At 60.6% G+C, this 25,847-nt stretch carries 24 protein-coding genes; 11 read left to right on the top strand and 13 right to left on the bottom strand.

The window, feature by feature from the left end; all coding sequences use genetic code 11:
* Positions 1–6: 6 nt before the first annotated feature.
* The 5 genes from KYT97_RS21255 to KYT97_RS21235 form a co-directional block, all read right to left on the bottom strand.
* Positions 7–750 (bottom strand): IclR family transcriptional regulator, encoded by a 744-nt coding sequence (locus KYT97_RS21255; RefSeq protein WP_092805710.1) that lies wholly within the window; start codon positions 748–750, stop codon positions 7–9.
* 70 nt (positions 751–820) lie between these two features.
* A complete protein-coding gene (locus KYT97_RS21250) occupies positions 821–2,752 on the bottom strand; it encodes an ABC transporter ATP-binding protein (RefSeq protein ID WP_092805708.1) in 1,932 nt (643 codons plus the stop codon).
* Positions 2,749–4,482 carry an ABC transporter ATP-binding protein gene (locus tag KYT97_RS21245; RefSeq protein ID WP_033235085.1) on the bottom strand — a complete coding sequence of 578 codons (1,734 nt, stop codon included), beginning with the start codon at positions 4,480–4,482 and terminating at the stop codon, positions 2,749–2,751. The genes KYT97_RS21250 and KYT97_RS21245 overlap by 4 nt, the downstream gene beginning before the upstream one ends.
* Before the next feature lie 135 nt (positions 4,483–4,617).
* Positions 4,618–6,966, bottom strand: a complete 2,349-nt coding sequence (locus tag KYT97_RS21240; protein ID WP_045066448.1) for an MMPL family transporter — start codon at positions 6,964–6,966, stop codon at positions 4,618–4,620.
* An 87-nt stretch (positions 6,967–7,053) separates the two neighbouring features.
* Complete coding sequence (locus KYT97_RS21235; RefSeq protein WP_033235087.1) at positions 7,054–7,668, bottom strand: TetR/AcrR family transcriptional regulator; 615 nt, start codon at positions 7,666–7,668, stop codon at positions 7,054–7,056.
* 245 nt (positions 7,669–7,913) lie between these two features.
* Between KYT97_RS21235 and KYT97_RS21230 the strand changes: the two genes are divergently transcribed.
* The gene (locus tag KYT97_RS21230) at positions 7,914–9,029 is read left to right on the top strand and encodes a GGDEF domain-containing protein (RefSeq protein WP_219110642.1); all 1,116 of its coding nucleotides are present in this window, start codon (positions 7,914–7,916) and stop codon (positions 9,027–9,029) included.
* A 71-nt stretch (positions 9,030–9,100) separates the two neighbouring features.
* On the opposite strand, the gene KYT97_RS21225 is transcribed toward KYT97_RS21230, so the two are convergent.
* On the bottom strand, positions 9,101–9,556 hold the full coding sequence (locus KYT97_RS21225; RefSeq protein ID WP_033235089.1) for an RrF2 family transcriptional regulator: 456 nt from the start codon (positions 9,554–9,556) through the stop codon (positions 9,101–9,103).
* 112 nt (positions 9,557–9,668) lie between these two features.
* On the opposite strand from KYT97_RS21225, the gene KYT97_RS21220 reads away from it, so the two are divergent.
* Positions 9,669–10,604 (top strand): sterol desaturase family protein, encoded by a 936-nt coding sequence (locus KYT97_RS21220; protein WP_219110641.1) that lies wholly within the window; start codon positions 9,669–9,671, stop codon positions 10,602–10,604.
* On the opposite strand, the gene KYT97_RS21215 is transcribed toward KYT97_RS21220, so the two are convergent.
* The 3 genes from KYT97_RS21215 to KYT97_RS21205 form a co-directional block, all read right to left on the bottom strand.
* Positions 10,576–10,938: a DUF202 domain-containing protein gene (locus KYT97_RS21215; RefSeq protein ID WP_202026362.1), complete on the bottom strand. Its 363-nt coding sequence runs from the start codon at positions 10,936–10,938 to the stop codon at positions 10,576–10,578. The two genes, KYT97_RS21220 and KYT97_RS21215, sit on opposite strands and share 29 nt — an antisense overlap.
* Before the next feature lies 1 nt (position 10,939).
* Positions 10,940–11,290 carry a YidH family protein gene (locus KYT97_RS21210; RefSeq protein ID WP_045066442.1) on the bottom strand — a complete coding sequence of 117 codons (351 nt, stop codon included), beginning with the start codon at positions 11,288–11,290 and terminating at the stop codon, positions 10,940–10,942.
* A gap of 110 nt (positions 11,291–11,400) precedes the next feature.
* A complete protein-coding gene (locus KYT97_RS21205) occupies positions 11,401–12,084 on the bottom strand; it encodes a YceI family protein (protein WP_045066440.1) in 684 nt (227 codons plus the stop codon).
* 156 nt (positions 12,085–12,240) lie between these two features.
* On the opposite strand from KYT97_RS21205, the gene KYT97_RS21200 reads away from it, so the two are divergent.
* Entirely contained in the window at positions 12,241–12,414 is a 174-nt protein-coding gene (locus KYT97_RS21200; RefSeq protein WP_165826333.1) for a hypothetical protein, read from the top strand.
* 6 nt (positions 12,415–12,420) lie between these two features.
* Here the strand turns inward: KYT97_RS21200 and KYT97_RS21195 are convergent, their stop codons facing one another.
* The 4 genes from KYT97_RS21195 to KYT97_RS21180 form a co-directional block, all read right to left on the bottom strand.
* Positions 12,421–13,503, bottom strand: coding sequence for a porin PorA family protein (locus tag KYT97_RS21195; RefSeq protein WP_219110640.1), 1,083 nt, complete (start codon positions 13,501–13,503; stop codon positions 12,421–12,423).
* A gap of 348 nt (positions 13,504–13,851) precedes the next feature.
* Complete coding sequence (locus KYT97_RS21190) at positions 13,852–14,511, bottom strand: TetR/AcrR family transcriptional regulator (protein ID WP_095887678.1); 660 nt, start codon at positions 14,509–14,511, stop codon at positions 13,852–13,854.
* 126 nt (positions 14,512–14,637) lie between these two features.
* On the bottom strand, positions 14,638–15,552 hold the full coding sequence (locus KYT97_RS21185) for an SDR family NAD(P)-dependent oxidoreductase (protein ID WP_045066436.1): 915 nt from the start codon (positions 15,550–15,552) through the stop codon (positions 14,638–14,640).
* A gap of 60 nt (positions 15,553–15,612) precedes the next feature.
* On the bottom strand, positions 15,613–16,473 hold the full coding sequence (locus tag KYT97_RS21180; protein WP_233364875.1) for a MaoC family dehydratase: 861 nt from the start codon (positions 16,471–16,473) through the stop codon (positions 15,613–15,615).
* A 398-nt stretch (positions 16,474–16,871) separates the two neighbouring features.
* On the opposite strand from KYT97_RS21180, the gene KYT97_RS21175 reads away from it, so the two are divergent.
* The 8 genes from KYT97_RS21175 to KYT97_RS21140 all read left to right on the top strand — a co-directional run bounded on the left by KYT97_RS21175 (position 16,872) and on the right by KYT97_RS21140 (position 25,578).
* Positions 16,872–17,285, top strand: a complete 414-nt coding sequence (locus tag KYT97_RS21175) for a Zn-ribbon domain-containing OB-fold protein (RefSeq protein ID WP_033235097.1) — start codon at positions 16,872–16,874, stop codon at positions 17,283–17,285.
* Positions 17,282–18,454, top strand: coding sequence for a thiolase C-terminal domain-containing protein (locus KYT97_RS21170; protein ID WP_141485429.1), 1,173 nt, complete (start codon positions 17,282–17,284; stop codon positions 18,452–18,454). Before KYT97_RS21175 ends, KYT97_RS21170 begins: the two co-directional genes overlap by 4 nt.
* A 94-nt stretch (positions 18,455–18,548) precedes the next feature.
* A complete protein-coding gene (locus KYT97_RS21165; RefSeq protein ID WP_045066434.1) occupies positions 18,549–19,832 on the top strand; it encodes a cytochrome P450 in 1,284 nt (427 codons plus the stop codon).
* 30 nt (positions 19,833–19,862) lie between these two features.
* On the top strand, positions 19,863–20,057 hold the full coding sequence (locus KYT97_RS21160; RefSeq protein WP_033235099.1) for a ferredoxin: 195 nt from the start codon (positions 19,863–19,865) through the stop codon (positions 20,055–20,057).
* The gene (locus tag KYT97_RS21155; RefSeq protein ID WP_045066429.1) at positions 20,054–21,298 is read left to right on the top strand and encodes an NAD(P)/FAD-dependent oxidoreductase; all 1,245 of its coding nucleotides are present in this window, start codon (positions 20,054–20,056) and stop codon (positions 21,296–21,298) included. Before KYT97_RS21160 ends, KYT97_RS21155 begins: the two co-directional genes overlap by 4 nt.
* Positions 21,295–22,398 (top strand): NAD(P)-dependent alcohol dehydrogenase, encoded by a 1,104-nt coding sequence (locus KYT97_RS21150; RefSeq protein ID WP_024488211.1) that lies wholly within the window; start codon positions 21,295–21,297, stop codon positions 22,396–22,398. The genes KYT97_RS21155 and KYT97_RS21150 overlap by 4 nt, the downstream gene beginning before the upstream one ends.
* A gap of 18 nt (positions 22,399–22,416) precedes the next feature.
* Positions 22,417–23,850, top strand: a complete 1,434-nt coding sequence (locus KYT97_RS21145) for an aldehyde dehydrogenase family protein (RefSeq protein WP_033235100.1) — start codon at positions 22,417–22,419, stop codon at positions 23,848–23,850.
* Positions 23,851–24,015: 165 nt separating this feature from the next.
* Positions 24,016–25,578 (top strand): AMP-binding protein, encoded by a 1,563-nt coding sequence (locus tag KYT97_RS21140; RefSeq protein WP_051730583.1) that lies wholly within the window; start codon positions 24,016–24,018, stop codon positions 25,576–25,578.
* Positions 25,579–25,847: the final 269 nt, after the last annotated feature.

The raw sequence follows: 25,847 nt of genomic DNA, 5'->3' as shown, positions 1-25,847 counted from the left end.
GAACGCTTACGCAGAGCGTTCGAGAACCGACACCTTCCGGCTGATTCCGGCAGCTGCCGCGCGCAACGGCTCGGCAAAGCGCTCGGTATCCATTCGATACCGCGGACTCGAGACGCCGATCGCGGCAACCGCTTCCCCGTGTCCTCCGAAGATCGGTGCGGCGATACTCGACGTCCCCAGCCGAACCTCTTCGCTCTCCACCGCCAATTGCTCCGAGCGAACGGCATCGAGTTGCCTACGTAACCCGTCCTCCGAGTTCACCGTCCGGTCGGTGAACTCGACAAATCCGTTGGTTACCACCGCTCGAAATACGGAATCCGGCGAGTACGCGAGTATCGCCTTGCCGGTGGCCGTCGCATACATCGGCAGCCGGCCGGCCACCCGCGACGGCAGGTCCACACCGTGATGACCGGAGATCTTGTCGATGTACAGAACCTCGAGACCGTCACGAATCACGAGGTGAACCGTCTCCCTGGTTGCCGCATGAAGATCCTGCACATACGTAAGCGACGCCTCACGCAGAATCCGTTGACGAGGCACCAACTGGCCAAGTTCGAAAAGCCGTAACCCCAATCCGTACTTGGTCCCGACTCGTTCCAGCAGGCCCAGTGACACCAGTTCACCGGCTATTCGATGCACCGTCGCCTTCGCAACGCCGCTTCGGTTCGCAAGCTCGGTCAGCGAAAGCGCGCCCGAATCCGCGTCGAAGGAATCGAGTATCAGGCGCGCCTTCCCCAGCAACGAATGCACCGCCGAGCGCCTCCAGTACACAGATTGTGGTCCACCCAGCGGACCAAGTCTGCTTCAGTGTACTTAGGCCTTAGATCTCCGCGCCCACGAACTGACTGTTGTAGAGCCGGTAGTACGCACCCCGCGAGAGCAGCAGCTCCTCGTGGCTTCCCTGTTCCACGATGCGGCCGGCCTCCATCACCACAATCAAGTTCGCATCACGAATCGTCGAAAGCCGGTGAGCGATGACAAAGCTTGTACGGTCGCTGCGCAGAACCGCGGTGGCACTCTGAACCAGCAGCTCAGTGCGCGTGTCGACAGAACTGGTGGCCTCGTCGAGAATCAGAATGGACGGCTGCGCGATGAACGCTCGAGCAATGGTGATCAGCTGCTTCTCACCGGCACTGATGTTGTTGCCCTCTTCGTCGATGACGGTGTCGTATCCCTCGGGCAGGGAGTGCACGAACTTGTCGACGTAGCTCATCTTGGCAGCGCGCTGAATCTCCTCTTCGGTGGCGCCCGGCTTGCCGTACGCGATGTTCTCCCGGATCGTGCCGCCGAACAGCCAGGCATCCTGCAGCACCATGCCGATGCGCGACCTCAGATCGTCACGCGTCATCTTCGCGATATCGATACCGTCGAGAGTGATGCGACCCGAATTGAGCTCGTAGAACCGCAGAATCAGGTTGACCAGGGTGGTCTTGCCGGCACCGGTGGGGCCGACGATGGCAACCATCTGACCGGGCTCGGCCACCAAGGACAGATCCTCAATGAGGGGCTGCTCCGGCTTGTAACTGAACGTGACGTCCTCGAATGCCACCCGTCCCTTGGAGACGGCCGGGGACTGAGCGTCCGTGGGATCGACGGACTGCTCTTCCTGGTCGAGGAGCGCAAACACCCGCTCAGCGGATGCAACACCGGACTGCAGCAGATTGGTCATCGACGCGATCTGCGTGAGCGGTTGCGTGAACTGGCGTGAGTACTGGATGAACGCCTGCACATCACCGAGCGTCATCGTGCCGGAGGCCACCCGCATACCGCCGACAACTGCGATGGCAACGTAATTCAGATTGCCGAGGAACATGACAGCAGGCATAACCAGACCGGAAATGAACTGCGCTTTGAAGCTCGACTGGTAGAGCTTCTCGTTCTGCGTGCGGAAACGCTCCTCGACCTCGTTCTGCCGGCCGAACACCTTGACCAACTCGTGTCCGGTGAATGCTTCTTCAACCTGCGCGTTGATGCCGCCGGTGCTCTTCCACTGTGCGACAAAGTGTTTCTGCGAGCGCTTGGCGATGACAGCCGTGACGATGATCGACAGCGGAACCGTCGCGATGGCGATCAAAGCCAGAATCGGCGAGATGACCAGCATCATCACGAGGATCGCGATGACCGTCATCACCGACGTCACCAGCTGACTCAGCGTCTGCTGCAGACTCTGCGCAACATTGTCGATGTCATTGGTCACGCGCGAGAGAACATCGCCGCGCGCATGAGTGTCGAAGTACCGCAGCGGAAGTCGATGAATCTTCTGCTCGACGTCCTCGCGTAGGCGTCGAACCGTGCGCTGCACGACAATATTGAGCAGGTACGCCTGCAACCAACTGAACAGCGACGCGCAGACGAACAGCAGCAGCACGATCATCAGCACTCGGCCGACCTCGGCAAAATCGATCCCGGTACCGGGGACCACGTTCATGCCGGACACCATGTCCGCGAACTGATTCTGGCCCTGCTCGCGCAGACCCGCCACTGCTTGGTCCTTGGTAATTCCGGCGGGAAGCTGTTTACCGACAATGCCGTCGAAGATGAGGTTGGTTGCATTACCCAGGATCTTCGGGGCGATCGAAGACAGCACCACACTGACCGTGACCAGAACAAAAATCAGGATGACAGCGGGCTTGTCGGGGCTGAGCCGAGAAAGAAGACGCTTCAGCGAAGGGCCGAAATTCATGGCCTTCTTGGTGGGGTCACCACCGCCGGGAGGTCCGATCGGAGGTGAGGAACTCGGCCGATTGCTCATGATGCGTCCTGTACGGCTAGCTGAGAGGCGACAATTTCGCCGTAAGTGGGACAACTGACTTGCAGTTCGTCGTGGGTACCGACACCGACGATGGCACCGTCATCGAGCACGATGATCTGATCGGCTTCGACGATGGTGGAAATACGTTGCGCGACAACGATGATGCAGGCGTCCCGGGTAACGGGCTGCAGCGCCGCTCTCAGTCTCGCGTCTGTCGTGAGGTCCAGGGCCGAGAACGAATCGTCGAACAAATAGATCTGTGGCTTGCGCACCAGTGCCCGCGCAATGGCCAGACGCTGACGCTGACCACCGGAAACCGTCGTACCGCCTTGTGACACCGGGGTGTCCAGGCCTTCCGGCATCGCGCGGACGAAGTCTGCGGCCTGAGCGACCTCGAGGCATTCCCACAGCCACTCGTCGGTGGCGTCGGGGTTGCCGTAGCGAAGGTTGGTTGCGACGGTTCCCGAGAACAGGTATGGCTTCTGCGGAACAAGTCCGATAACGGAACACAGCAGGTCGGTGTCGATGTCGCGGACGTCGACACCACCGACGGATACCGACCCGGATGTGGCGTCGATGAGTCGCGGAATCAGGTTGAGCAGCGTTGTCTTACCGGATCCGGTGCCGCCGATGATCGCGGTGGTCTTGCCTGGTTCGGCCCGGAAAGTGATGTCGCGCAACACCGGTTCCTCGGCGCCGGGGAACTGGAACTGAGCGCCGCGAAGTTCGACGACGCCCGGGTTCTTCAGTTCTCGAATCGGGTTCTCGGGCGGAATGACCGACGACGCCGTATCGAGCACCTCGGAGATACGTTCTGCGCAGACCGATGCACGCGGCAGCATGACGGCCATGAAAGTAGCCATCATGACGGCCATCAGGATCTGCATGATGTAGCTGAGCATCGCGGTGAGCGAGCCGATCTCCATGGCTCCACTGTCGATCTGATGCCCACCGAACCAGATGACCGCGACACTGGTGACGTTGCTGATCAGCATCACCAGCGGGAACATCACCGCCATCAGTTTTCCGACACCGAGCGCCGTTTCGGTCAGTTCGTCATTGGCTACACCAAAGCGCTTCACCTCGGAAGGCTCGCGAACAAACGCGCGGACAACCCGGATACCGGTGATCTGTTCGCGTAGAACACGGTTGACCGCGTCGAGACGACCCTGCATGAGCCGGAAGCCGGGAACCATCCGCGCGATCAAAAAACCCATCGAAATCGCCAGCAACGGCACGCTGATACCCAGAATCCAGGACAGATTCAGATCCTGACGCAGCGCCATGATGATGCCGCCGACGCACATGATCGGAGCCATCACGAGGATGGTGCAACTCATCACGACCATCATCTGCACTTGCTGGACGTCGTTGGTATTTCTGGTGATCAGGGACGGCGCACCGAAATAGCCGACCTCGCGGGCCGAGAAAGTACCGACCTGATGCAACACCGACGCCCGTAGATCGCGTCCGATGCCCATGGCAACACGAGCACCGAAGTACACCGCACCCACGGAGCACAGGATCTGCGTCAACGTCACAAGGAGCATCACCCCACCCGTTGACAGGATGTAGCCCGTATCCCCCTTTGTCACACCGTTGTCGATGATGTCGGCATTGAGACTGGGAAGGTAAAGGGCAGCCATAGTCGAAATAAACTGCAGGACGACAACGCCCGTCAGTTCGCCACGATAGGGCTCTAGGTAAGTGCGCAGCAGCCTGATCAGCATAGTGAGCGAAGGTTACCAATCTCTGCCGACAAGTGCCGCAAGGTTTTTTCGGCCACCGGGAACTCCGACAAAAACACACGTGCCGCAACCGACTTGGAGTCGATTGCGGTACGTGTGTGGGACCCTGCTGTGCAGTTAGGCAGATGTTGCAGCCAATTCCGCTTCCTTGTCGGCGCGGAGTTGCTGGCTCAGCTTCTCACCCTCGATGTCGACGTTGGGCAGAATCTTGTCGAGCCACTTGGGCAGCCACCACGCCTTGTCGCCGAGCAACGCCATGACCGACGGAATGATCACCATACGAACGATGAAGGCGTCGAAGAAGACTGCGGCAGCGAGCGCAAACCCGATCGACTTGATGAACGAGTTCGGCTCCGCGATGAAGGCACCGAACACGGAGATCATGATGATCGCGGCAGCGCTGACAACCCGGGCACCGTGATTGAAGCCGATGGTGACAGCCTGCTTGGCGTTAGCTCCGTGGACGTACTCCTCACGCATGCGCGTCACGAGGAACACCTGGTAGTCCATCGCGAGTCCGAACACGACACCGATCAGGAAGATCGGCATGAAACTCACCAAAGGTTGCGGGTTCGAGATAATTCCCAACCAGCCGTGCTGGAAGATCGCAACCGTGGCGCCGAATGTCGCGAGCACGCTGAGCAGGAAGCCCAACGTCGCGGTCAGCGGAACCAGGATCGAGCGGAACACCAAGAGCAACAGGATGAATGCCAGGCCGACCACTACCGCAAGGTAGGGAACCAACGCGTCCTGCAAGGTATCCGAGATATCACCCTCGAGTGCAGTCTGACCTGTGATTCCGTAGCTCACACCGATCGAATCAGCCAGTCCTGCTTCGGCACTGCGGAGACTGCTCACCAACTCCATGGTTGCCGGATCGGTGGGACCGGTTGTCGGAGTGATCAACATCTGCGCGGTATCGCCGGCCTGGTTGACTTTGACGATCTGTGCATTCTGGACGCCGTTCAGCCCCGAGATCGTCGAGACGACCTTCTCGAATGCCTCGCCGGCCGGAACGTCTGCACCCTGTGCGTCGATGACACCGAGCAGCGGACCGTTCTTACCGCCACCGAAGCCCTCGTCGATCAAGTCGTACGCCTGACGCGAACTTGTTGCCGGATCACCCGTTGCCTCCGACGGCAATGACAGGCTCAATCCCGTTGCCGGCAAAGCCAAAGCGCCCAGAAGTACAACGCCGCCGATCAAAGGAACGAGCGGGCGTCGCACGATGGCGCTGATGTAGCGCAGAGCCAGCGTTGGCTTACCCGAATCCTCGGACTCCTGAGCCTTCTTGCCGAGGAACGGAATCTTGCCGGCAAAAGCCTTCCGGCCGAAGATACCCAGGATCGCGGGCAACAACGTCAAGGCGATGAGCACTGCGATGAGCACTGTAAATGCCGCTGCCGCACCCATATCCGAGAGGAACGGGATGCCGACGACACGCAATGCCACGAGGGCGATGATGACCGTCAGACCAGCGAATACGACTGCGGAACCGGCAGTTCCGACTGCGCGTCCGGCGGCTTCCGATCGGTCGTCGGTCAAGGTCAGCTCATGCCGGAACCTGGACATGATGAAGAGCGAGTAGTCGATCGCCACTGCCAGACCGATCATGATCGCCAACGTCGGCGTCATCGATCCGAGGTCCATGAAGCCCGTCGCGACGGTAATACCGAGGCTGCCGATTGCGATACCGATGATCGCGGTGATCAGCGGAAGTCCGGCGGCCACAAGCGAACCGAACGTGATTGCCAGAACGACGGCAGCGACGGCAATACCGATCAACTCGGTGAGCCCACCGGGCATCTCGGCTTCCTGCGCCGCAGTACCACTGACCTGGACGTTGAGTCCTTCGGCCCGTGCCACATCGGCAGCAGCATTGATCGACTCACGCATCGCCTCATCGGCATCGGTGACAGCGCCGACAAAGGGAACCTCGATGTATCCGACCGTGCCGTCCGCGCTGAGCGGCGACAATGCCGCAGCGTCTGAGCTTGCTTTTGCCTCGGAAGTTCCGGCAGCAGCGGCCTGCTCCTGGAACATCGCCGTCATCGAATCATTGGCGGCAACCGGGTTGACCAACGCTTTCGCGGCCTGTTCCGGCGTCGCCGTCGCCGGATCGACCTTGGCAGCGTCCTCGACCGTGTCGATCGCGCGGATCTGCGCGAGCATGTCGTCCATGGCCTTGACGTTTGCCGGATCAGCCAACGTCGTACCTGCAGGCGCTTGGAGAACATATCGGGCACTCAACGAATCCATAGCGTTGGGAGCGTCCGGGAAACGCTCCGCCATCAGGTCTTGAGCCTGCTGCGCGGGAGTACCCGGAATGTTGAAGGAGTCCTTGGTGGGACCGGACAGGGTCGCAGCCCCGACGCCCATCAGAACCAGGATTATCAACCAAACGCTGAGGACCGCGCCTTTTCGCCGGTAGGCGAACTTGCCGATCCGATAGAGATAGGTGGCCACGACGGGCTCCTTGCTGTTTCGGTGCGTGTACGTGGACAGGTATTAGGTGTGCGTGCTGAAGACGCGGTGTCTCAGAGACGCGGTGTCTCAGAGACGCGGTGGCGGCGCAGGCAACCCTGCACGAATTTGCCGAAAAGCGTCATGGACCAGTTCTTCCGGTCCGGAAGCATCCGACTTTCCGCCGGACCAGATGTCGATCACCGATTTAGCGGCTCCGGCCACCGCTCCGAGGAGAAGTGTCGGGTACAGGTCACGCTCGACATCCGTGCCGGTACGTTCGGCCAATGCCTGAATGACTGCACGGTTGATCCGCTGATGCATGTCCGCAGCATCCCGATAGAGAGCGGGACTCGCGTCCGACAGCATCCAGATACTTGTTGTCTTACTCGCTGTCGGACCGGAGCCAGTCACGATTTCGACCACAAGATCCTCGAGGACGTCGAGAATCGGTTCGTCCGCGGGCCGAGATGCAAGCGCCTCGATCCAGAGAGTTACCGATTCCTCGAAGCTGGCGAGTACCGCCTCTTCCTTGCTGGAGAAGTAGTTGTGGAATGTCCTCGTCGACACTCCAGCCTCGGACGCAATCGCGTCGGCGGTGACGCACTCGATTCCGAGAGCCCGAGCGAGCCGTTCTGCCGCACTGCTGAGTGCAGCGCGGGTTGCCGCCTTCTTGCGGTCTCGGAGACCTGGCTCGGTTATCACTCTCTCCACGTTACGGAACTTGCAGACATCTGCAAGTTTGCAGAGTCATGCAAAATTGTGGATTCCGGCACAGCCTCGCGGCAATTGTCGGGTAGGTCACACTCGCCAGGCTCGCGGATCGGCACCGCCTCGACAAAAGCCACGCCTACACCAGACAATGGTCAAAACGGTTGCCATTGATTAACCAACCTCATGGATTAACCGCTGCGGATCAACCACCCGATCTTGAACAACTGAGGAATTTCATGGACCCACTCCTACAAAGCTGGCCGGTGCCGCCTTCGGCCATGCTGTGGGGATCGAAGAACGGCCCCGGCTCAATGCTGCGGCTCGTCAACTTCACCATCGGGTTCTGCTCGCTCAACTTTTCCCTGGTTGCCTATCTGTTCCTGATCAGCGGCGAAGGCCCCGACCGACAGTTCGCGCGCACCTGGCTCATCGCATTCGCGACCGTAAACCTCATCCCCACTGCCCTTTGGTTCCTCGGAAAAGTTCGCGGGTCACGCGCTCTGAAACTGTTCGGGATCTGGGCAGATCTGGGAACAGCCTCCGTCATCATCACGTTCACCAGCCACGATGCAGCACTCTTCGGCGCGGTGCTCTTCGTAGCCTCCGGCGCCTACTTCACGTACTTTCTCAACTTTCGATGGCTCGCCTTCCACCTTGCCTTCTCCTGTACGTTCATCATTTCCCTGGCGATCCTCGCCATCACCCGCGGGACGCTGCCCACTGCCGGCGTCATCGCGCGCACCGACGTAATCCTGTGCGCCGTCATCTTCATCCCGGCCACCATCCAACTCGCCTGGCGGCAACTACTCGCACGCGCCAACGGATCGAAAGTCGACGCACTGACCGGCCTCCTCAACAGGCGCGGACTCTGGGACATGGCCGAACGGGTCTGGTCGACCTCACACGCCAACCGCGTCGACGTTGCGGTCGCCGTCGTCGACATCGACAAATTCAAAGCCGTCAACGACGCCTACGGGCACGAAGTCGGCGACACCGTCATCATCAGAACCGGCAACCGACTTCAACAACACGTCAACGGATTCGGATACGCAGCGCGCACCGGCGGCGAAGAATTCACGCTCGTCATGATCGGAACGCCATACGGACTACGCAAACGCATAGCGACTCTGCCCCGCGCAGTTGTCGAAGCCACGGACGCACCCCTGGCGACAGTCAGTATCGGCGCCTCCACGATGCCGTTCACCCCAGACATGGAGCAATTCGACTACACCGCGTTCTCCCGCGCGATAGTCCATGCCGATCATCTGATGTACGAAGCGAAATCATCCGGCGGGAACTCCGCGAATACCGCGCCACTCGACATGACGCGCTTCGACCGATCCGGGAACTGACAGCGCCGCTACAGCCCCCACCGTCAGCGCCGCTACAGCCCCCAACGTCAGCGCCGCTACAGCCCCCAACGTCAGCGCCGCTTCCAGGCCCCCGGATCCGCCGTCAACTGATTCACAAAGTCAGGTAGGTGGCCGTCGGCCACATCCGCCATCGTGACGTTCTCGAGCACCGCGCGAAGATTGACGCGGACCGCTATCCACACATCCTTGAGCTGCGTCGCCGGACCCGTGTAATCGACATCCTCGGGGCGCTCCCCACGGATCGACGCCAACGGACCTTCCACTGCACGGATGACGTCGGCAATCGTGATTTCCGACGCGGGACGGGCAAGCCAGTAACCACCCTCGGGTCCGCGCTTACTCGTCACAAGGCCGCCGCGTCGTAGATCCGACAGAACTGCCTCGAGAAACTTATGGGGGATCACCTGCGACGTTGCGAGAAACTCGGCTTTGGCCGGGCCTGGACCAGCTGCTGCGAGTTCCGCCAACGTTCGCACGGCGTAGTCCACCTTTGCGGTGATGTGCACCGGCAATTCCTACCATTCCCCTATGGAAAGGCGCAAGGGAATGCATCTTCCATGTCGTTACACATTAATGCATAATGTAACGATAAACCCGTGAACGGACAGGACAACTAGCGTGTGGGACACCCTCCTCGAATCTTGGAAGTCTCTCCTGGAACCACTCCATGACCCGGTAGCGCTGGCCATCCCCGCGTTTGCCCTCTTCCTGGTGATCGAATGGGCAGCAGCACGCAAACTCGAGGATCATCCCGACCGCGCCGACGGCCGAGCACACCCCGCGACGGGCGGTTACCGTGGCGTCGACGCCCGCACGAGCGTCCTACTCGGAGTGGTCTCCATCGCGACCAGCGCCTTCTGGAAAGTTCTTGCCCTGATCGGATATTCCGCCATCTGGGTATATCTCGCGCCATGGCATCTCTCACCGAGCGCCTGGTACACCTGGGTGATCCTGCTTCTCGGAATCGATGTCCTCTACTACGCGTATCACCGCATCGCACACCGCGTTCGAGTTATCTGGGCAACACATCAAGCGCACCACTCGAGCGAATACTTCAACTTCAGCACCGCCCTGCGTCAGAAGTGGAACAACAGCGGCGAAATAATCATGTGGCTACCGTTGCCGTTCCTCGGAATTCCGCCGTGGACGATCTTCGTCGGCTTCTCCGTCAGCCTGGTCTACCAGTTCTTCGTGCACACCGAGCGGGTCGGAAAGCTCTGGCGTCCCATCGAATTCATCTTCAATACGCCATCACACCACCGCGTCCACCACGGGTCGGACGCCGACTATCTGGACCGCAACTACGGCGGAATCCTCATCGTCTGGGATCGGATCTTCGGCAGCTTTGCCGCTGAAACACACCGGCCGACATACGGACTCACGACGCCAGTCGGAACGTACAACATCTGGACACTGCAAACGCGCGAATACGCTGCCATTGCCCGCGATTGGAAAGCGTCGACGTCATGGCGCAATCGCGCCGGCTATGTGTTCGGACCTCCCGGCTGGTCACCGAAAGCCGACCTCACGTCACCAGAATCCACAACCCACTAGCCGCGAGAACCAGCAGGCTCACCGCCAGTACAGCACCCATACCCAAAGCGGGCGTTGCCTTTTCCCCGGCAAAGAGCTCGAGCCGCGCAGATCTCGACCGACGCTCGTAGATCGTGACGGCAACAATCAGGACAGCCGCGATTGCCGGACCGATCATCGCCACCGAACCGAACGGCGGCAACCAGCGCAGGCACGCCACGGCCAAACCGAGGATGGACAGACTTGTACGCACGAATGAGAGCGACGTGCGTTCGGACTGTAATCCCTTGTCAGGAGGGCTGATCGCGCTCCTGCCCGAAGGACTGATTGCGTCGGACGGCTCTACGGTAGTCAAGCTAGTTCACAACCTCGACCACGAGGACAGTCGCACAGATGACCAGAACGATTCCCACTACCGGCGCCATGAGAGGCACCGGCAGTGAGCGTTCAGCTCGCAATGCCCGCTCCGCACTGATCCAGTGGACAAAAGATGTGATGGCGATCAGCGCTCCGCCAACAAGGAGGAGCGCCGCCAGACCGGAGCGAACGCTCTCGTTCAGAATGTCGCCGCCAAAAGCCTCCAGGCCGACGCCCGACGCGATGAACGCAGTCGCGGTGCGCACCCAGGCCAAATATGTCCGCTCGTTTGCGAGAGTGAACCGCGGATCCGGGTCTTCGCCTGAGCGGAACGGCTTCCACAATCGCATTAGTGGGACCGTCCGCCGAGACAACACTCGTACCTGAGGACGCGCCGCGAATTCAAGTTCATGTCCTTAATCTTCCCTGGCGGCGGAAACGCACCGCCATCCGGGCTTGATCAGGACTGGTCGAGCGATACCAGAAAGTCCACGCTGCCACTGCCGTCGACAGTTACGAACCCGAGGGACGGAGGCTGCACACCGAAGTCGGTCCACGTCACCGGAATGGAGCCGGACGCGATCAGCGTGTCACCGGAGTGCAGAACCGTCATGTCCACGGACACCGGCTTGGACTGGCCCTTGAGCGTCAACGTGCCAGGCACCGTCACCGTCGCAGTTGTCCCATCCGTCGGCACCGACGACAGATCCACCGGCGAGTCCATCGTGAACGTCGCCGTCGGATAGGTGCTGGTGTCCATCACGTTGCCCGTGAACTGGCTGTCACGCCGGTCGGAGTCGGTCTTGATACTCGCCACCTGCACGGTCACTTCGCCGGCCGTGAGCTTTTCACCGTCGACCGTCGCATTGCCACTCACCTCTCCTGTGGTGCCTACGACAGTCACACTCGATCCGTTGAGAATCTCGTGCACGGTGTACCCGGCTGCCGTCTGGTTGTCCCCTTGTCCCGCGACGACGGTCCACGCACCGTCGATCGACCCGGACGCCGCCTCGGCACCTTCCGTAGACACCACGGCTGCGGGAGCGTCATCTTCTGCGATGAACTTCCCGTACGCCCACGGCCCCACGAGTAGGGCGAGCACGACCACGACTACTGCTCCGCCGATCCACCACATCTTTTTCATGCGTTCGACGATAGTTGCAGCTTCAACGGATGTCAGGGGTTGCCAACTGTGGGAACTCTGTGAATGTGCTCCGTGACGACTGGGCACGAGAGGTCATCTGCGGCACTTGGTAATGATTTGGTAAAGTAGCACCACGCTTCGAAGGAGGTGTTCACAATGTCGGACCTGGCCCTCCTGAGCGACGACGAGTTGGACGAGCGTCGAATCGCCCTCAGTCAATCACTCACTGCCGCAGCCTATTTGATACCTACCCCGGCGCCGTCGTTCTTCGAGAAATTGAAGCAGGATATCGACGACGCCGCGGCAGAGTGGAATGCGCGACGCTCCTGAGGACGGTCAGCCGCGGGCGCGGACAAACTCCGCGTCCGGATTGCCGGTGCCCGAACCGGAGACCTCGAGGTGGTTGCCACCACCGCGACCGGGCTTGCGCCGAACGATCGCGACGACGAGAAGGAGCACCCCCACCAGCGCAGACACGAGCGGAACCCAGAATTCCGCTATCTTCAGCTGCCGTTCTCCCCGTGCAACCTTGTCGGCAACCTTCTGGATCGACGCGTCGGAGGTCTGGGCCCGGACCTGGGAGAGATCGAGAAGTGGCACCAACGCGCCTCCCGACGCGATATTGAGCACTGCGGTTTGGTTCTGGGCGATGCGGATGGGCGTACCGAAATGAGTGTCGACAGCGGCGTCGAGCATGTTCACCGAGGTGTACGTGAGGGGCACCGGGTCGGGCGCAGCCGCTAGTGCTTGTTCCACTGCAGCCGCCCGGTCAGGCGACAATGCGGGAATCAAGGTCCGCACTATCTCACGCGGCAGTGTGGAGCCATCCCCGCCCGGGACGAGAGCTGCGATTCCAGCCATGACCGGACCCAGAACCGCGGGGTCCACGATGGGAGCGGTTGCCGTGCCGGTGAATTCGTACACCTCGCGCCCCGCAAGCGTCGTTGTTCCGGTGTAGGTGACAGGTTGAGCAGTGCGTGTCACCTGGTCGTAGACGAGCGCGTCGTCGGTGGTGGGGTTCATCGGGAAGGACAGCGTGATTCCGCCGCGTTGGTCCTCGACCGACACTCCGTCCGGCGGGGCGGCTTGGGTGAAATCCACGCGATTAACGGCAAAAGAGCGGACATCGGTGATGTCACCGCTCGGAAGATGGGTGACCACTGTGCACGTGACGAGCGCGGTATCTCCTACTACCCGATCAACTTTCAACGAGCGGTCAATGGTGATCGGCGTGCCCGCGTCAAGCCCGAAGGTCGTGGGGTCGATCTGGCGGAGTGCGCCCTCGAACAGTGCGCCCTCTTTGGTATCTGCGGGCAGCTTGGACATATGCGGCACAACAACGTACCTGATCACCGCCGCAGCAGTGATCAGCATCAAGCCGACGATAAAGAGTGCAATGGACGAACGGCGCAGGGCCATATGGTTTCTCCTCGGAAAGCGAGCGAATTGCTCAGCCGTGAGCGGTCGGTTGTCCGGTCACTCGACGACGGTTGGTGAACAGCTCATCGCAGGCACTGAATCCACCCGCGGATCGGACGCTGTCAATTGAAAACCGACTCAGCATCGAAATATGTTCTTGTGGAGGGTATTCCACACACGAGCGTGACACAAGACACATTTGAAGAATTGTTTCCGGGTTTGAAGTTCACTCGCAGAGACGATCCAGGCCTCGCGGAAGGCACAGGCATGGCAAGATTGCGGCCCCGACTTCGGAAAGTCGGGGCCGCAATCGCGCCTTATTCAGTTGTACAGACTGGTTTGTTCCGGTCAGCCGTTGTCTGCTGAATTATCTTTCGGGTCAGCGGAATCCGCGGCAAGCAAGCGCTTCGCCGCCAAGCGCAGGCGCCGTTTCACCTCGTGGGCTGACGTTTCCCCGTTCAGCCAACTGCCGACACTGGCGACCCACAGGGTTTCCACCATGCACAGCGCGCGTAACTGCATTGGGCTGCAGCGATGGTCGGGGCCCCACGCTTGAACTGCGGCAATAGAGGTGAAGGGGGTGGACCAGGGTGTTATGTCGGTGACTTCTGCAGAATGTCGGACTCGATCGGGGTCGAACTCGAGCACTGTATTGCCCGCGGCCAGCACGGAGTGTGCGAACCCCGGATCCTTGACCATCGCCACGAAGGCCCGGACAAACACTTCTCCGGCACGACCCTCCGCCGTCCGCTGTCTTGGCGGACGGCGGAGCACGTCCTCGGCCAGAGAGTCCAGTTCTGAACTGACGGCGGCCGTGATCAGCTCGTCTTTGGACGCATAGTACTTGTACAGCGTCGAAAGGGCGGTTTGGGCACGACGAGCGACCTCCCGCATCTGCACGGCTTCGTAGCCACCGGCGGATGCCAACTCACGGGCCGCTTTCACGACTCGCTCGACACGGAATGCCTTCGCCTCAGGTGTGCGGCCATTAACCTTCACTGCGGCCATCCGTGCTGTCCCCAATCGTGTACCGAAATCTGACACTGTCGCATCAGCCACCACGATATCGTCCCGGCCCCAACCCCAGTTCACACGCTCAGCGTCCGGTACTCGTTCTCGCCGAGTATGCGTTGGTCAGCTAGGAACCTGGCTCATGAACAAGGACGGGTGCAGGCCGTCTGCCAACGGTCGGAACTCCCCTTCGACCTTGGCGGCCAAGTCGTCGAGGTCCCATGGCCCGTCTGACGACACCGAGGCAATGACGTCGGGGTTGTTCCACAACTTCACCTCGAGGCCGGAGGCGCCGAGGGTGCGGCCCGACAGCCAATCGGAACCCGTACCGGCGAGGTACGTGACGATGGGCGCAATATTGTCCGGGGAGTCGTTGCCGGGAACAGCGTCGAATCCCAGTTGCTTCTCGTCGGGGATGGTTTGTGTCAGTCGGGTGGCGGCACCCGGAGCGATAGCGTTGGCCGTCACGCCGTATCGCGCCAGGGCATTTGCAGTGGAGGCAGTCAAGCCGACAATGCCCATCTTTGCTGCGGCATAGTTCGGCTGACCCGGCGAACCCTGCAGTGCGGAATCGGAAGTGAAGTTGATGATGCGGAAGTGGCCGTCGGGATTCCGCAGCGAACGCCAGTAAGCTGCCGCCGGCTTGATGGTGCTGAAGTGGCCACGCAGATGCACGCGGATGACCGCATCCCAGTCTTCTTCCGGGAGGTTGAAGATCATCTTGTCACGCAGGATTCCCGCAACGTTGACAAGAATGTCCAGCTTGCCGTAGTTCTCCAGTGCGAGATCGACCAGCCGCTGACCGGTCGCGACGTCGGCGATGTCTCCGCCGTCTGCGACAGCGGCACCGCCACCGGCAACAATTTCAGCAGCGACGTCACGCGCCGGTCCCTGGTCCCCGCCCTGGCCGTCCGGTGACGAGCCGAGGTCGTTGATGACAAGCTTTGCGCCCTGTGCGGCGAACAACTTGCTGATCGACGCGCCGATGCCTCGTCCGCCGCCGGTAATGATCGCTACGCGACCTTCGAGTGAACCCATGAATCTTTCCTTTGTTAGTGCCTCGACGAACATCGCGGCGAATCGTTATGGAGTGGAGAGTCAGCGGATTGTGGCGGTGCCCATGTCGATGACGACGTCACCGAGATCGTCGACCGTCCGGAACCGAACGCCTTTGCCGTCGTTCCAGATCGAGGTGGTAATCGACTGTCCGGGCAACACGGATTTGGTGAACCGCCCGGACATCCCAGTGAAGCGTTTCGGGTCCGAATCGGCCACAACATGCAGGAGGGCCCGGCCGGCGTAGCCGTAGGTGCACATTCCGTGCAAGATGGGAATATTGAACCCACCGCGGGCACTGAATGCCGGGTCCGAATGCAAGGGATTCCGGTCGCCACTGAGTCGGTAGAGCAGCGCCTGGTCCGGTCGAGTCGTGTATGTGACAACGTGATCCGGTTTGCCCGTTGGCAATTCCCATGCGGTCGACGGCCCTCGCTCACCGCCGAACCCCCCGTAGCCTCGCAAGAACAACCCGGACTCGAGAGTTCCCACGATCTGGCCGACAGAGTCGCGGGCAACGGTCTCCGTCATGATCAAGGCACCGGAACCCTTGTCGTAGACGCCGGTGATCGTGCCAGTGGTTTCAACGCGGCCGTCGGTCGGAAGCGGGCCCGTCAGGCTGAGCGCTTGCGATGCATGCAACACCTTGGTGAAGTCCACATCGTCGGGTAGCAAGGAGTCGTCGCCCGACAAAGCCACATTGGCAAAGGTCGGGAGCACCATCTGCTTTATGCCCTCACTGTTCTCTGTGGTGAACTCCAGCTCGTCCAGCGGGTCAGGCTGACCGGCGCCGACACCCAGGGCATACAGCAGTGCGTCTTTCGACGTCCAACTCTTCCAGACAGGTTTGCCGGTGCGTCCGACGAGTGAGCTGTCGATCGGCATGTAGAACCTCGATTTCATCCAAGTGATATTCCGCAGGAGCGGACCGGGGTTACCGGACGGTAAGTGTGATTCGGATCGACGAGAACGCCGAAAACGTTGCCTTACAACGCTCTCCAACTAAAGAGAACACGTTACGTATGTGATTGGCAAGTCTCTCATCCAAGGAGGACAGTTCGATTTTTCGGATTTTCGACCAGGCCTTGACATAAAGGATGAACTGGATCACTCTGGTCGTGACAGAACGCGTTCCGTTTAGGCAAAACTAGCGGAACGTGTTCCTTTAAATGAAACGTAACGGTACGTATTTCTTTACGCGAACAGTAACGGCACATGTTCTTTTTGCAACGCTAACGGACTGAATTCCGTTGAATACCTTCATGAGTTGATCCCAGACCCATACGACGAAAGGACTGTCGATGACAGGGCCTGTACCGGTTCCGACCCCGGCCACCGCTCCCTATTGGGAGGGTGCGCAGCGGGAGGAACTCACGATTCAACGCTGCCAGTCATGCACACAGCACTACTTTTATCCACGACCTTTCTGCCCGCATTGCAACTCCGACGACGTGGTGTGGACCCCTGTCAGCGGCCGAGGCCGACTGGTGTCCTACGTAATCAACTACCGACCGATTCCCCCGTTCGATTCCGAGACCCCCATCGTCGTCGCACTGGTCGAACTCGACGAGGGACCACAATTGATGAGCAACGTGATCGGGGTGGATGCCGACCCCGGGAACCTCCCGCTCGACCTCGCGCTCGAAGTCACGTTCGTCGAACGTGGAGACACGAAGCTCCCAATGTTCACGCCGCTGCAGGAGTCGGCCAGATGACAAGAACCCATGTGACATCTATGCACAACGGAAACATCGTGATCGTCGGTGCGTCGGAGACGACGGAAATCGGTGTATTGCCAGGCATGTCCATCCTCGATCTCCACGCCAATGCCGCCCGCAACGCAATGGCCGACGCAGGCCTCACGCCAGCGGACATCGACGGCGTCGCTACCACCGGCCTGCTTCCGATGGAAGTCAGTCACCACCTGGGTATCACGCCTCATTGGCTGGACGGAACAGGCGTTGGTGGATGCAGTTTTATGCTTCATGTCCGTCACGCCGCGGCCGCCATTGCTTCCGGTGCCGCTGACGTCGTGCTCGTGACGCATGGCGAGTCCGGACGGTCCCGCGTTGGCGCTCCACCATACTTGACGCCTTTGGATTCCATGACCGGTCAGTTCGAGGCCGTCTACGGCGCAAATATGCCGTATTCGACCTTTACAGTCCCGGCGCTGCGCTTTCTGCATGACCGCGGAATGACGCTTGAGCACCTGGCTGAGGTTGTTGTTGCACAGCGCAACTGGGCCCTCGACAATCCGCGAGCTTTCCGTCGCAAGCCGACGTCTGTGGATGAAGTGCTGTCCGGTCCACCGGTGGCCTACCCGTTTACCCGTGACATGTGCTGTGTGCTCACCGACGGTGGCGGCGCCGTGATCCTGACCAGTGCCGAACGGGCGGCAGACATGCCGGGATCCGATCGGCATGTGTACCTGCTCGGTTCCGGCGAATCTGCCGAAGGCCCACTGGTTTCGCAGATGCACGAGCCCGGATCGTTCCGTGCATTCCGTGATGCCGGCGCCGATGCCTTCGCCACCGCGGGAATCACCCGCGACGATGTCGACCACCTGATGGCATACGACGCCTTCGCCCACGTTCCGCTCTACATGCTCGAGGATCTCGGGTTTGTCGGTCACGGTGAATCGGGAGACTTTGTCGCCGAAGGACATACGTCCAAGGGAGGCCGACTTCCGATGAACACCAACGGCGGTGGCATGTCGTACACACACAGCGGGATGTACGGAATGTTCGCCATCCAGGAGGCGGTCCGTCAGCTACGCGGGGAGGCCTGCGAGCAGGTTCCCGAAGTCGAAATCAGCTTCGTCCAGGGAGTTGGATACTTCTTCGGCGCCGCCGGCAGTTTGGTTCTCTCGAATCGGCGTCCGTGAGGGAAATCTTCTGTCCCAGAACGCAACACCTGCGACGATCAGGAACCTCGTCGACCGAACAAATCACCGCCAGGAGCCACGGAAAGGTACCTGCATGACCACCTCACTTCCATTCACCGATCACCCGGTGACTGCCCCGAACATCGATGTCACAAGTGTCGAGTTCTGGGGTCGGACATTTGCCGAGCGGGACAAGACATTCGCCTGGCTGCGCGAGAATGCTCCGGTGAGCTGGCACAAGCCGATGGAACGCCCGCATTTCAAACCCGACGACAGCGAGAAAGGGTTCTGGGCACTCGTCAAAAGTGCCGATATCGCCTTCGTGAGCCAGAATCACGAAATCTTCAGCTCCGATCAGGACTCGGCGCGGGGTGTAATGTTCCCGCCAATTGACCGCGAAACAGTCGGTGCCCCAACCTTCCTCGTGATGGATCCGCCCTACCACACCCGATACCGCCAGGTAATCAGCTCGGCGTTCACTCCGAAGGCCGTCAAGCGTCTACGCGAGAAGATCGAAGAACGCGCCGAGCAGATCGTCGGCCGAGTCGTCGGTGCGGGCGAGTTCGACTTTGTCGAAGAAGTCGCGTCGAAGTTGCCGATGCTCACTGTCGCCGATCTTGTCGGCGTCCCCGAGAGTCTGGTCGAAGAGTTCGCCAAAGCGGGCGACAACTTCGTCAACGCAGGTGACCCGGACGAATGCCCAGCGGATCTCACACCGGCCGAGTACGCCATGCAGCAGATGGAAAGACTGTCGGAGATCGGCAATGACTTGGTCAATTTCCGTCGTGAGAATCCGGCCGACGACATCGCAACTGCGCTGGCAAACGCCGAGTTCGACGGCAAACCTCTCTCCGAGCTCGAAATCGCCTCAACGATGGTCCTGCTCAGCGTCGCCGGCAATGACACCACCAAACAGACCACCAGCCACACCGCCTTGTCACTGCACAAGAATCCGGACCAGAAGCGATGGCTGACGGAAGACTTCGACGGCCGCATCGCGCAGTCGATCGAGGAGTTCATTCGCCACGCTTCACCCGTCCAGAACTTCGCGCGCACGGCCACTCAGGACTTCGAACTGGGTGGAACTCAGCTCAAAAGGGGCGACAAGGTCGTCATGTTCTACGGCTCGGGAAACCGGGATGAGGACGTCTTCGAGGATCCCCATCGATTCGATTTGCAGCGCAGTTTCACTAACAACCATGTTTCCTTCGGCGGCGGCGGGGTCCACTACTGCCTCGGCCACATGGTCGCCAAAGCCCAACTGCGGGCACTGTACTCACAAATCCTCACCAAACTTCCTGCTATGGAGGTCGGCGAGCCGGTGTACCTCTTCAGCGACTTCATCAACGGGATCAAGCACCTCCCGGTACGCGTATAACAAACTCCAGCAAAGAACAGGAACGACGCTATGAAAATCATTGTCGATCGCGGGCGGTGCACAGGAATCGGAATCTGCGAATCGGTAGCCGAGGACTACTTCGAGGTGGCGGACGACGGTTCACTGATTCTCCACAAGGAGTTGGTCGATGCCGGTGACGAGAACCTCGCCCGGGAGGCTGTTCGCGCATGTCCGGCCAAAGCTCTGACACTCGACGAGACATGATCGTGAACGCAACAGATATCGATCATGGAGCCGGACTGGTTGTCGTCGGGGCGTCACTGGCCGGTCTGCGGGCTGCGGAGTCCGCCCGTCAAGCGGGGTTCGCGGGACCGATCACGCTGGTCGGCGACGAGTTCCATCTTCCCTACGACCGGCCTCCCCTGAGCAAGCAGTTCCTGAAAGACGGCGCCGCGCCCGACTATCACACTTCGGCCGAGGAGCTCGCCGCCCTCGATGTGAAGCTTCGCCTCGGGGCGCCGGCGACGGGACTGGACCCCGCATCGCACCGCGTGCGTGTTGGTGACAACGACTGGCTTCCGTACCAGAAGTTGATCATTGCGACAGGTGCGTCACCACGCTCTCTTCCTGACATGCCGGATCTGGAGGGCGTTGTCGGGCTTCGCACTCTCGATGACGCACTCGCCCTTCGTGAAAGACTCCGCCCTGGAATCAAACTCGTGATAGTTGGCGCCGGATTCATCGGATCCGAGCTCGCCTCGTCCGCCCGAGATCGCGGCGCAGACGTGACGATCGTCGAGGCCGCCCCCATTCCACTCGTCCGTGCAGTCGGCGAGACCGTTGGCCAGGCGCTCGCAAAGCTTCACGAACGCAACGGAATTCCACTCCTGTGCAATGTTCAGGTCGAGGGGCTGATCGGCACCACTCACGTCGAGGCGGTCCGGCTGAGTACCGGCACTTCGTTGCCGGCTGAGCTTGTTGTCGTCGGTGTGGGAGCGTCTCCCGCGACGGGGTGGCTGGCAGATTCGGGTATCGAACTGCACCCGGTGGATGGTGGAGTGATGGCAAACGAGTTCCTTCAGACCTCGCTTGAAGACGTCTATGCGGCGGGCGATGTCGTCCACTGGCCCAACCCTGCATTCGACGGACTGTCTGTGCGGCTCGAGAACTGGACCAATGCTGCCGATCAGGCGCACCAGGCTGCCATCAATGCCGTTGCGCCGGAAGATGCCAAGCCGTACGAGACCGTCCCCTATTTCTGGAGCGACTGGTATCAGAGCCGCATCCAGTTCGTCGGCACGGCAGTCGCCGATGAAGTGGTCTTTGCCTCCGGTGATCCTGACACTGACAAATTTGTGGCGCTGTACCGCTCGGGCGATCGACTGGTCGGCGCTGCCACCTTGAACGAACAACGCAAGATCATGAAGCTGCGTCGCATTATCGCAGGTAAAGGCGTCTGGGCAGATGCGCTCGAGCTCGTTAATCCCACGGAGAAGAAATCATGACCACTACCGCAATAGCCGCCGTTCTGCGTGACAGCGACGGCAAGTTCGAACTCGAGGAAGTGGAGCTCGGGCCGCTGGAGTCGGACGAACTTCTCGTCAAGGTGGTCGGCGCCGGGTTGTGCCACACCGACCTTCTGCTACGGGATCCCAATTTCCTGGCGCAGACCGGGCCGATCATTCTCGGCCACGAAGGTTCCGGCATCGTCGAAGCGGTCGGCAGCGCGGTCAGAGGCGTCGAAGTCGGCGACCACGTGCTGATGAGTTTCGAATCCTGCGGTCGCTGCCGCAACTGCCTTGCCGGAAGCCCTTCCTACTGCGACGAATTCATGTCTCGAAACCTCACGGGGCGCCGCGCGGATCTCAGTACCGGTGCGCTCGATCGGAATGGCAACCCGGTGGCGAACCGGTGGTTCGGGCAGTCGTCCTTTGCCACGCACGCCATTGCAACCGAACGCAATGTGGTCGTGGTCGACAAAGCGCTGCCGCTCGAGCTTCTCGGTCCTCTCGGCTGCGGCTTGCAGACGGGCGCTGGTTCGGTTCTCAACGAAATGAAACTGGCTGCTGGACAAAGTATTGCAGTGTTCGGAGCCGGTGGTGTCGGACTTGCGGCAGTGATGGCAGCCAAGGCTGCAGGTGCCCGTGACATCGTCGTGGTCGACCTGGTCGACTCTCGGCTCGAAACGGCTGTAGAAGTTGGTGCTACCCGAACGGTGCGCGGCGATGCACCGGATCTCGTCGAGGCAATCAAGAACGGCGGGCGTGGACTTGACTTCTCCTTCGAAACGACCGCAGTGACCTCTGTCATCACAACGGCTGTCAGCATCCTCGACACCCCGGGTAAGGCGGTGTTGGTGGGCGGCGGTTCCGGAAAGCTCGACATCGACCCAGTTCTGTTGGCAGGCAAGTCAGTGACGTATGTGCTGGAAGGGAGTTCGGTCCCGCAGGTCTTTCTCCCGCAGCTGGTGGATCTGTGGCAACGCGGTTGGTTCCCCTTCGACAAGCTCGTCCAGACCTACACGCTCGATCAGATCAACCAGGCCGTGGAGGATTCGCTCTCCGGCAAGGCAATCAAGCCGGTGCTGACGCCGGCGCACCACTGACCACGAAATGGATCGAGAATGACCTCAACGGATTCGCTATTCTTGTCTGCCGCAGCAACATCGAACGGACGCGATCTCCCTACCACGGGTAGCTTCGGGGTGATCAATCCCGCGACGGGTGAGGTATTCGCACAGGCACCGTCCGTCACGCCGGATCAGCTCGACGGTGTGTTCGCCGCGGCTCTGACCGCGTACGAATCTTGGCGGTTCGACGACGAATTTCGGCGTGACTCATTGCGCCGAGCCGCAGACGTCATCGAGAGCCGGATCGGCGAACTGGCCCCGATCCTGACGATGGAGCAGGGCAAGCCCCTCACCGATGCCGCAATGGAATTCGGCGTCGCGGCGATGTGGCTGCGCTACTACGCCGATCTCGACATCCCTCGGGAAATCATCCGAGACGATGCCGAGGGCTTCGAGGAGGTCACCCGTCGACCGATGGGGGTCGTCAGTGCCATAACCCCGTGGAACTTTCCGATCGCGCTTGCGATGTGGAAGATCGCGCCGGCACTGCGCGCGGGCAACACTATCGTCGTCAAGCCCTCTCCGTACACACCGCTGGCAACGCTTGCGCTCGCCAACGTCCTTCGTGGCACCTTCCCTGACGGTGTACTCAACGTGGTCACCGGGCCGGATCCGCTTGGCGCAACTATGGTTTCGCACCCAGTTCCGCGCAAAGTCAGTTTCACCGGTTCGACCTCGGTCGGGCGAAAGGTCGCTCTCGGGGCTGCAGACGGCCTCAAGCGCATCACTCTGGAACTCGGTGGAAACGATCCCGCCGTCATTCTCGGAGACGTGGACGTCGAGAAGATCGCACCCAGCCTGTTCCAAAGCGCATTCAACAACAACGGGCAGATCTGTCTGGCCGTCAAGCGCGTGTACGCACACGAAAGTATTCAGCCTCAACTGGTCGAGGCCCTCAGTGAAATTGCCAAATCCGTCAAGGTCGACGAGGGCACTGTCGACGGAACGGTGCTCGGGCCCATCAACAACAAGCCGCAATTCGATCTGGTCAAGACCTTGGTTGCGGATGCGTTGAACAACGGTGCGAGGGCCGCCGCCGGCGGTGGACCAATCGACCGCAAGGGTTACTTTCATCAGCCGACCATCCTCGACCAGGTCGACGACGGTATGCGCATCGTCGACGAAGAGCAGTTCGGTCCGGCGCTTCCCATCGTCTCGTTCCGAGACGAGGCCGACGTCATCGTCCGCGCCAACCGCGGAGAGTACGGACTTACCGCGTCCGTGTGGTCGGGCGACGCCGAACATGCCGCAAGGCTCGCTCCGCAGATCGACGCCGGTCAGGTCTCGATCAACGGGCATGGCAGCGGTGTTCTACCGCATCTCCCGTTCGGCGGTCACAAGTCCAGTGGCATCGGAGTCGAAAATGGCCCTTGGGGTCTACACAGTTTCACCGAACTGCAGGTGATCACGGGACCTTCGCGCCACTAGCCGCTATGCGGTCGACCTTTGGCAACCAATGTCCACAGAGTGCTGGACATTGGTTGCCATCGGATTTCCAGTGGTACTTGGAATGCGTGGGCGAACGCACACGTCCGAAAAAATTACGAACACTTCGCAATAGTCACCGATATCCCTCCAGGAAAGAGGACATTCATGTCTACCGTGGTCAACAGCGAGCGCGAGGATCGCCAACAGCCGACGGGCATAGCAATGCCCGGCGCCTGGCTTCTGGGCCAACGTGATCCCAGTCGGCCCGCGATCGTTATGGAAGGCAAGACAACAACTTTCGGTGAGCTTGTCAGTAAGGCCAACCAGCTCAGCAACAAGTTCGCCGATCTGGGGTTGACCAGAGGCGATGTCGTCGCGGGTCTACTGTTGAACGGTACCGAGTTCTACGAAATTACTCTGGCATGCACGCAAAGTGGTTTGTATTTCGTTCCGATCAATACTCATCTGGCGGGACCTGAAGTCGAGTACATCGTGCGCGATTGCGACGCGTCCGTCCTTATTGTTCACGCAGAGCTCGCCGACAAGGTTGTCGGCCGGATAGAGGACGCAGTTCCGCACCGCGTGGTTATCGGTGGCGCGCCGGCCGACTGGTCCAGCTACGAAGCCTTTACCCTCTTCGCCGACGAAACTCCCGCCACCCGCTCGCTGGGCTCGGCGATGATGTACACCTCCGGCACAACTGGCCGACCGAAGGGCGTCCGCCGCCCGATGATCGATGCAACGCCCGAGAGCCCGCTCCAGGCGACCGGTCCGTTCTTCGGGAACGTGGGAATACCCCATGGACCTGGACGGCATTTGGTGTGCTCGCCCGTGTATCACGCTGCGCCGGGCGGTGTTTCACTTTCTCTGTTGCATGCTGGGCACACGCTGTACGTCTTGCCTGGCTTCGATGCCGAAACGGTGCTTCGAACGATCAGCGACAAAGCCATTACTTCCTCCCATATGGTTCCCACGCATTTTCAGCGGCTTCTCGATTTACCGGCAGGCGTTCGTAACAGCTGTGATATCTCGAGTGTCGATGTTCTTTTTCATGCCGGGGCTCCGTGTCCTCCGGCAACCAAGCGCGCCATGATCGATTGGTTCGGTCCGGTTCTGGTTGAATATCTCGGCTCCACCGAGGGGCTCGTGTGCGTGTGCTCCACCGCCGAGTGGCTCGAACATCCGGGCACCGTCGGGCGACCGGACCCGAGCGCCGTAGTGCTCCGAGGGCTGGACGGAGAGCAGGCTCCCCCCGGTGAAGAGGGCACTATCTATTTCAAGACCAGCCCATTCGAATACTTGGGAGATCCGGAGAAGACCGCTGCTGCGCAGTGGGGCGAATTCACTACGTCGGGAGATGTCGGACGCTTCGACGACGACGGCTACCTGTACATATTGGATCGGCGCGCAGACCTGATTCTCTCCGGCGGCGTGAACGTGTATCCAGCGGAAGTCGAGGGCGCACTGCTCGAACATCCAGACGTTGCCGACGTCGGAGTCATCGGCGTCTCCGACCCGGAGTGGGGCCAACGAGTGGTGGCGATCGTCCAATTGGCGTCCGGATTCAACGACGACGAAGACCTCCGCGCAAAGCTGGACCAACACGTACGTGAGCAGATCGCCGGCTTCAAGCGACCGCGCGAGTACATCTTTGTCGTGGACTTTCCGCGATCGGCCGCGGGCAAGGTGTCGCGCCAAAAACTGCGGGAACTTGCCAACGGTCAGTAGTGACACCCCATGCGTCGGGGCGACCCATCCGCCCGACATAGCTAATAGTCCCCTCACGTTGGCACGTCGACACAATCTGCGCCGCCTCGTGGACCTTGCAGAATCCACGGAAGATCCTGCTTCCTGCCACGGCTCCCAGGATCGCCTGTGGTGATCGCATTCGCGGGCTCCTGGTTGGTCAGTGACCTCGGTAATCACTGACCAACCAGGAGCCCATGAGTCGTTCTACGCCGCAGCACCGTAATCCGCCTCTCCCGAAGCGAGAATCA

The organism is Rhodococcus globerulus (genome assembly GCF_019334125.1).
GTDB lineage: Bacteria > Actinomycetota > Actinomycetes > Mycobacteriales > Mycobacteriaceae > Rhodococcus_F > Rhodococcus_F globerula.
The sequence above is the reverse complement of the archived record's forward strand: the minus strand, read 5'-3'. Positions and strand labels throughout refer to the sequence as shown.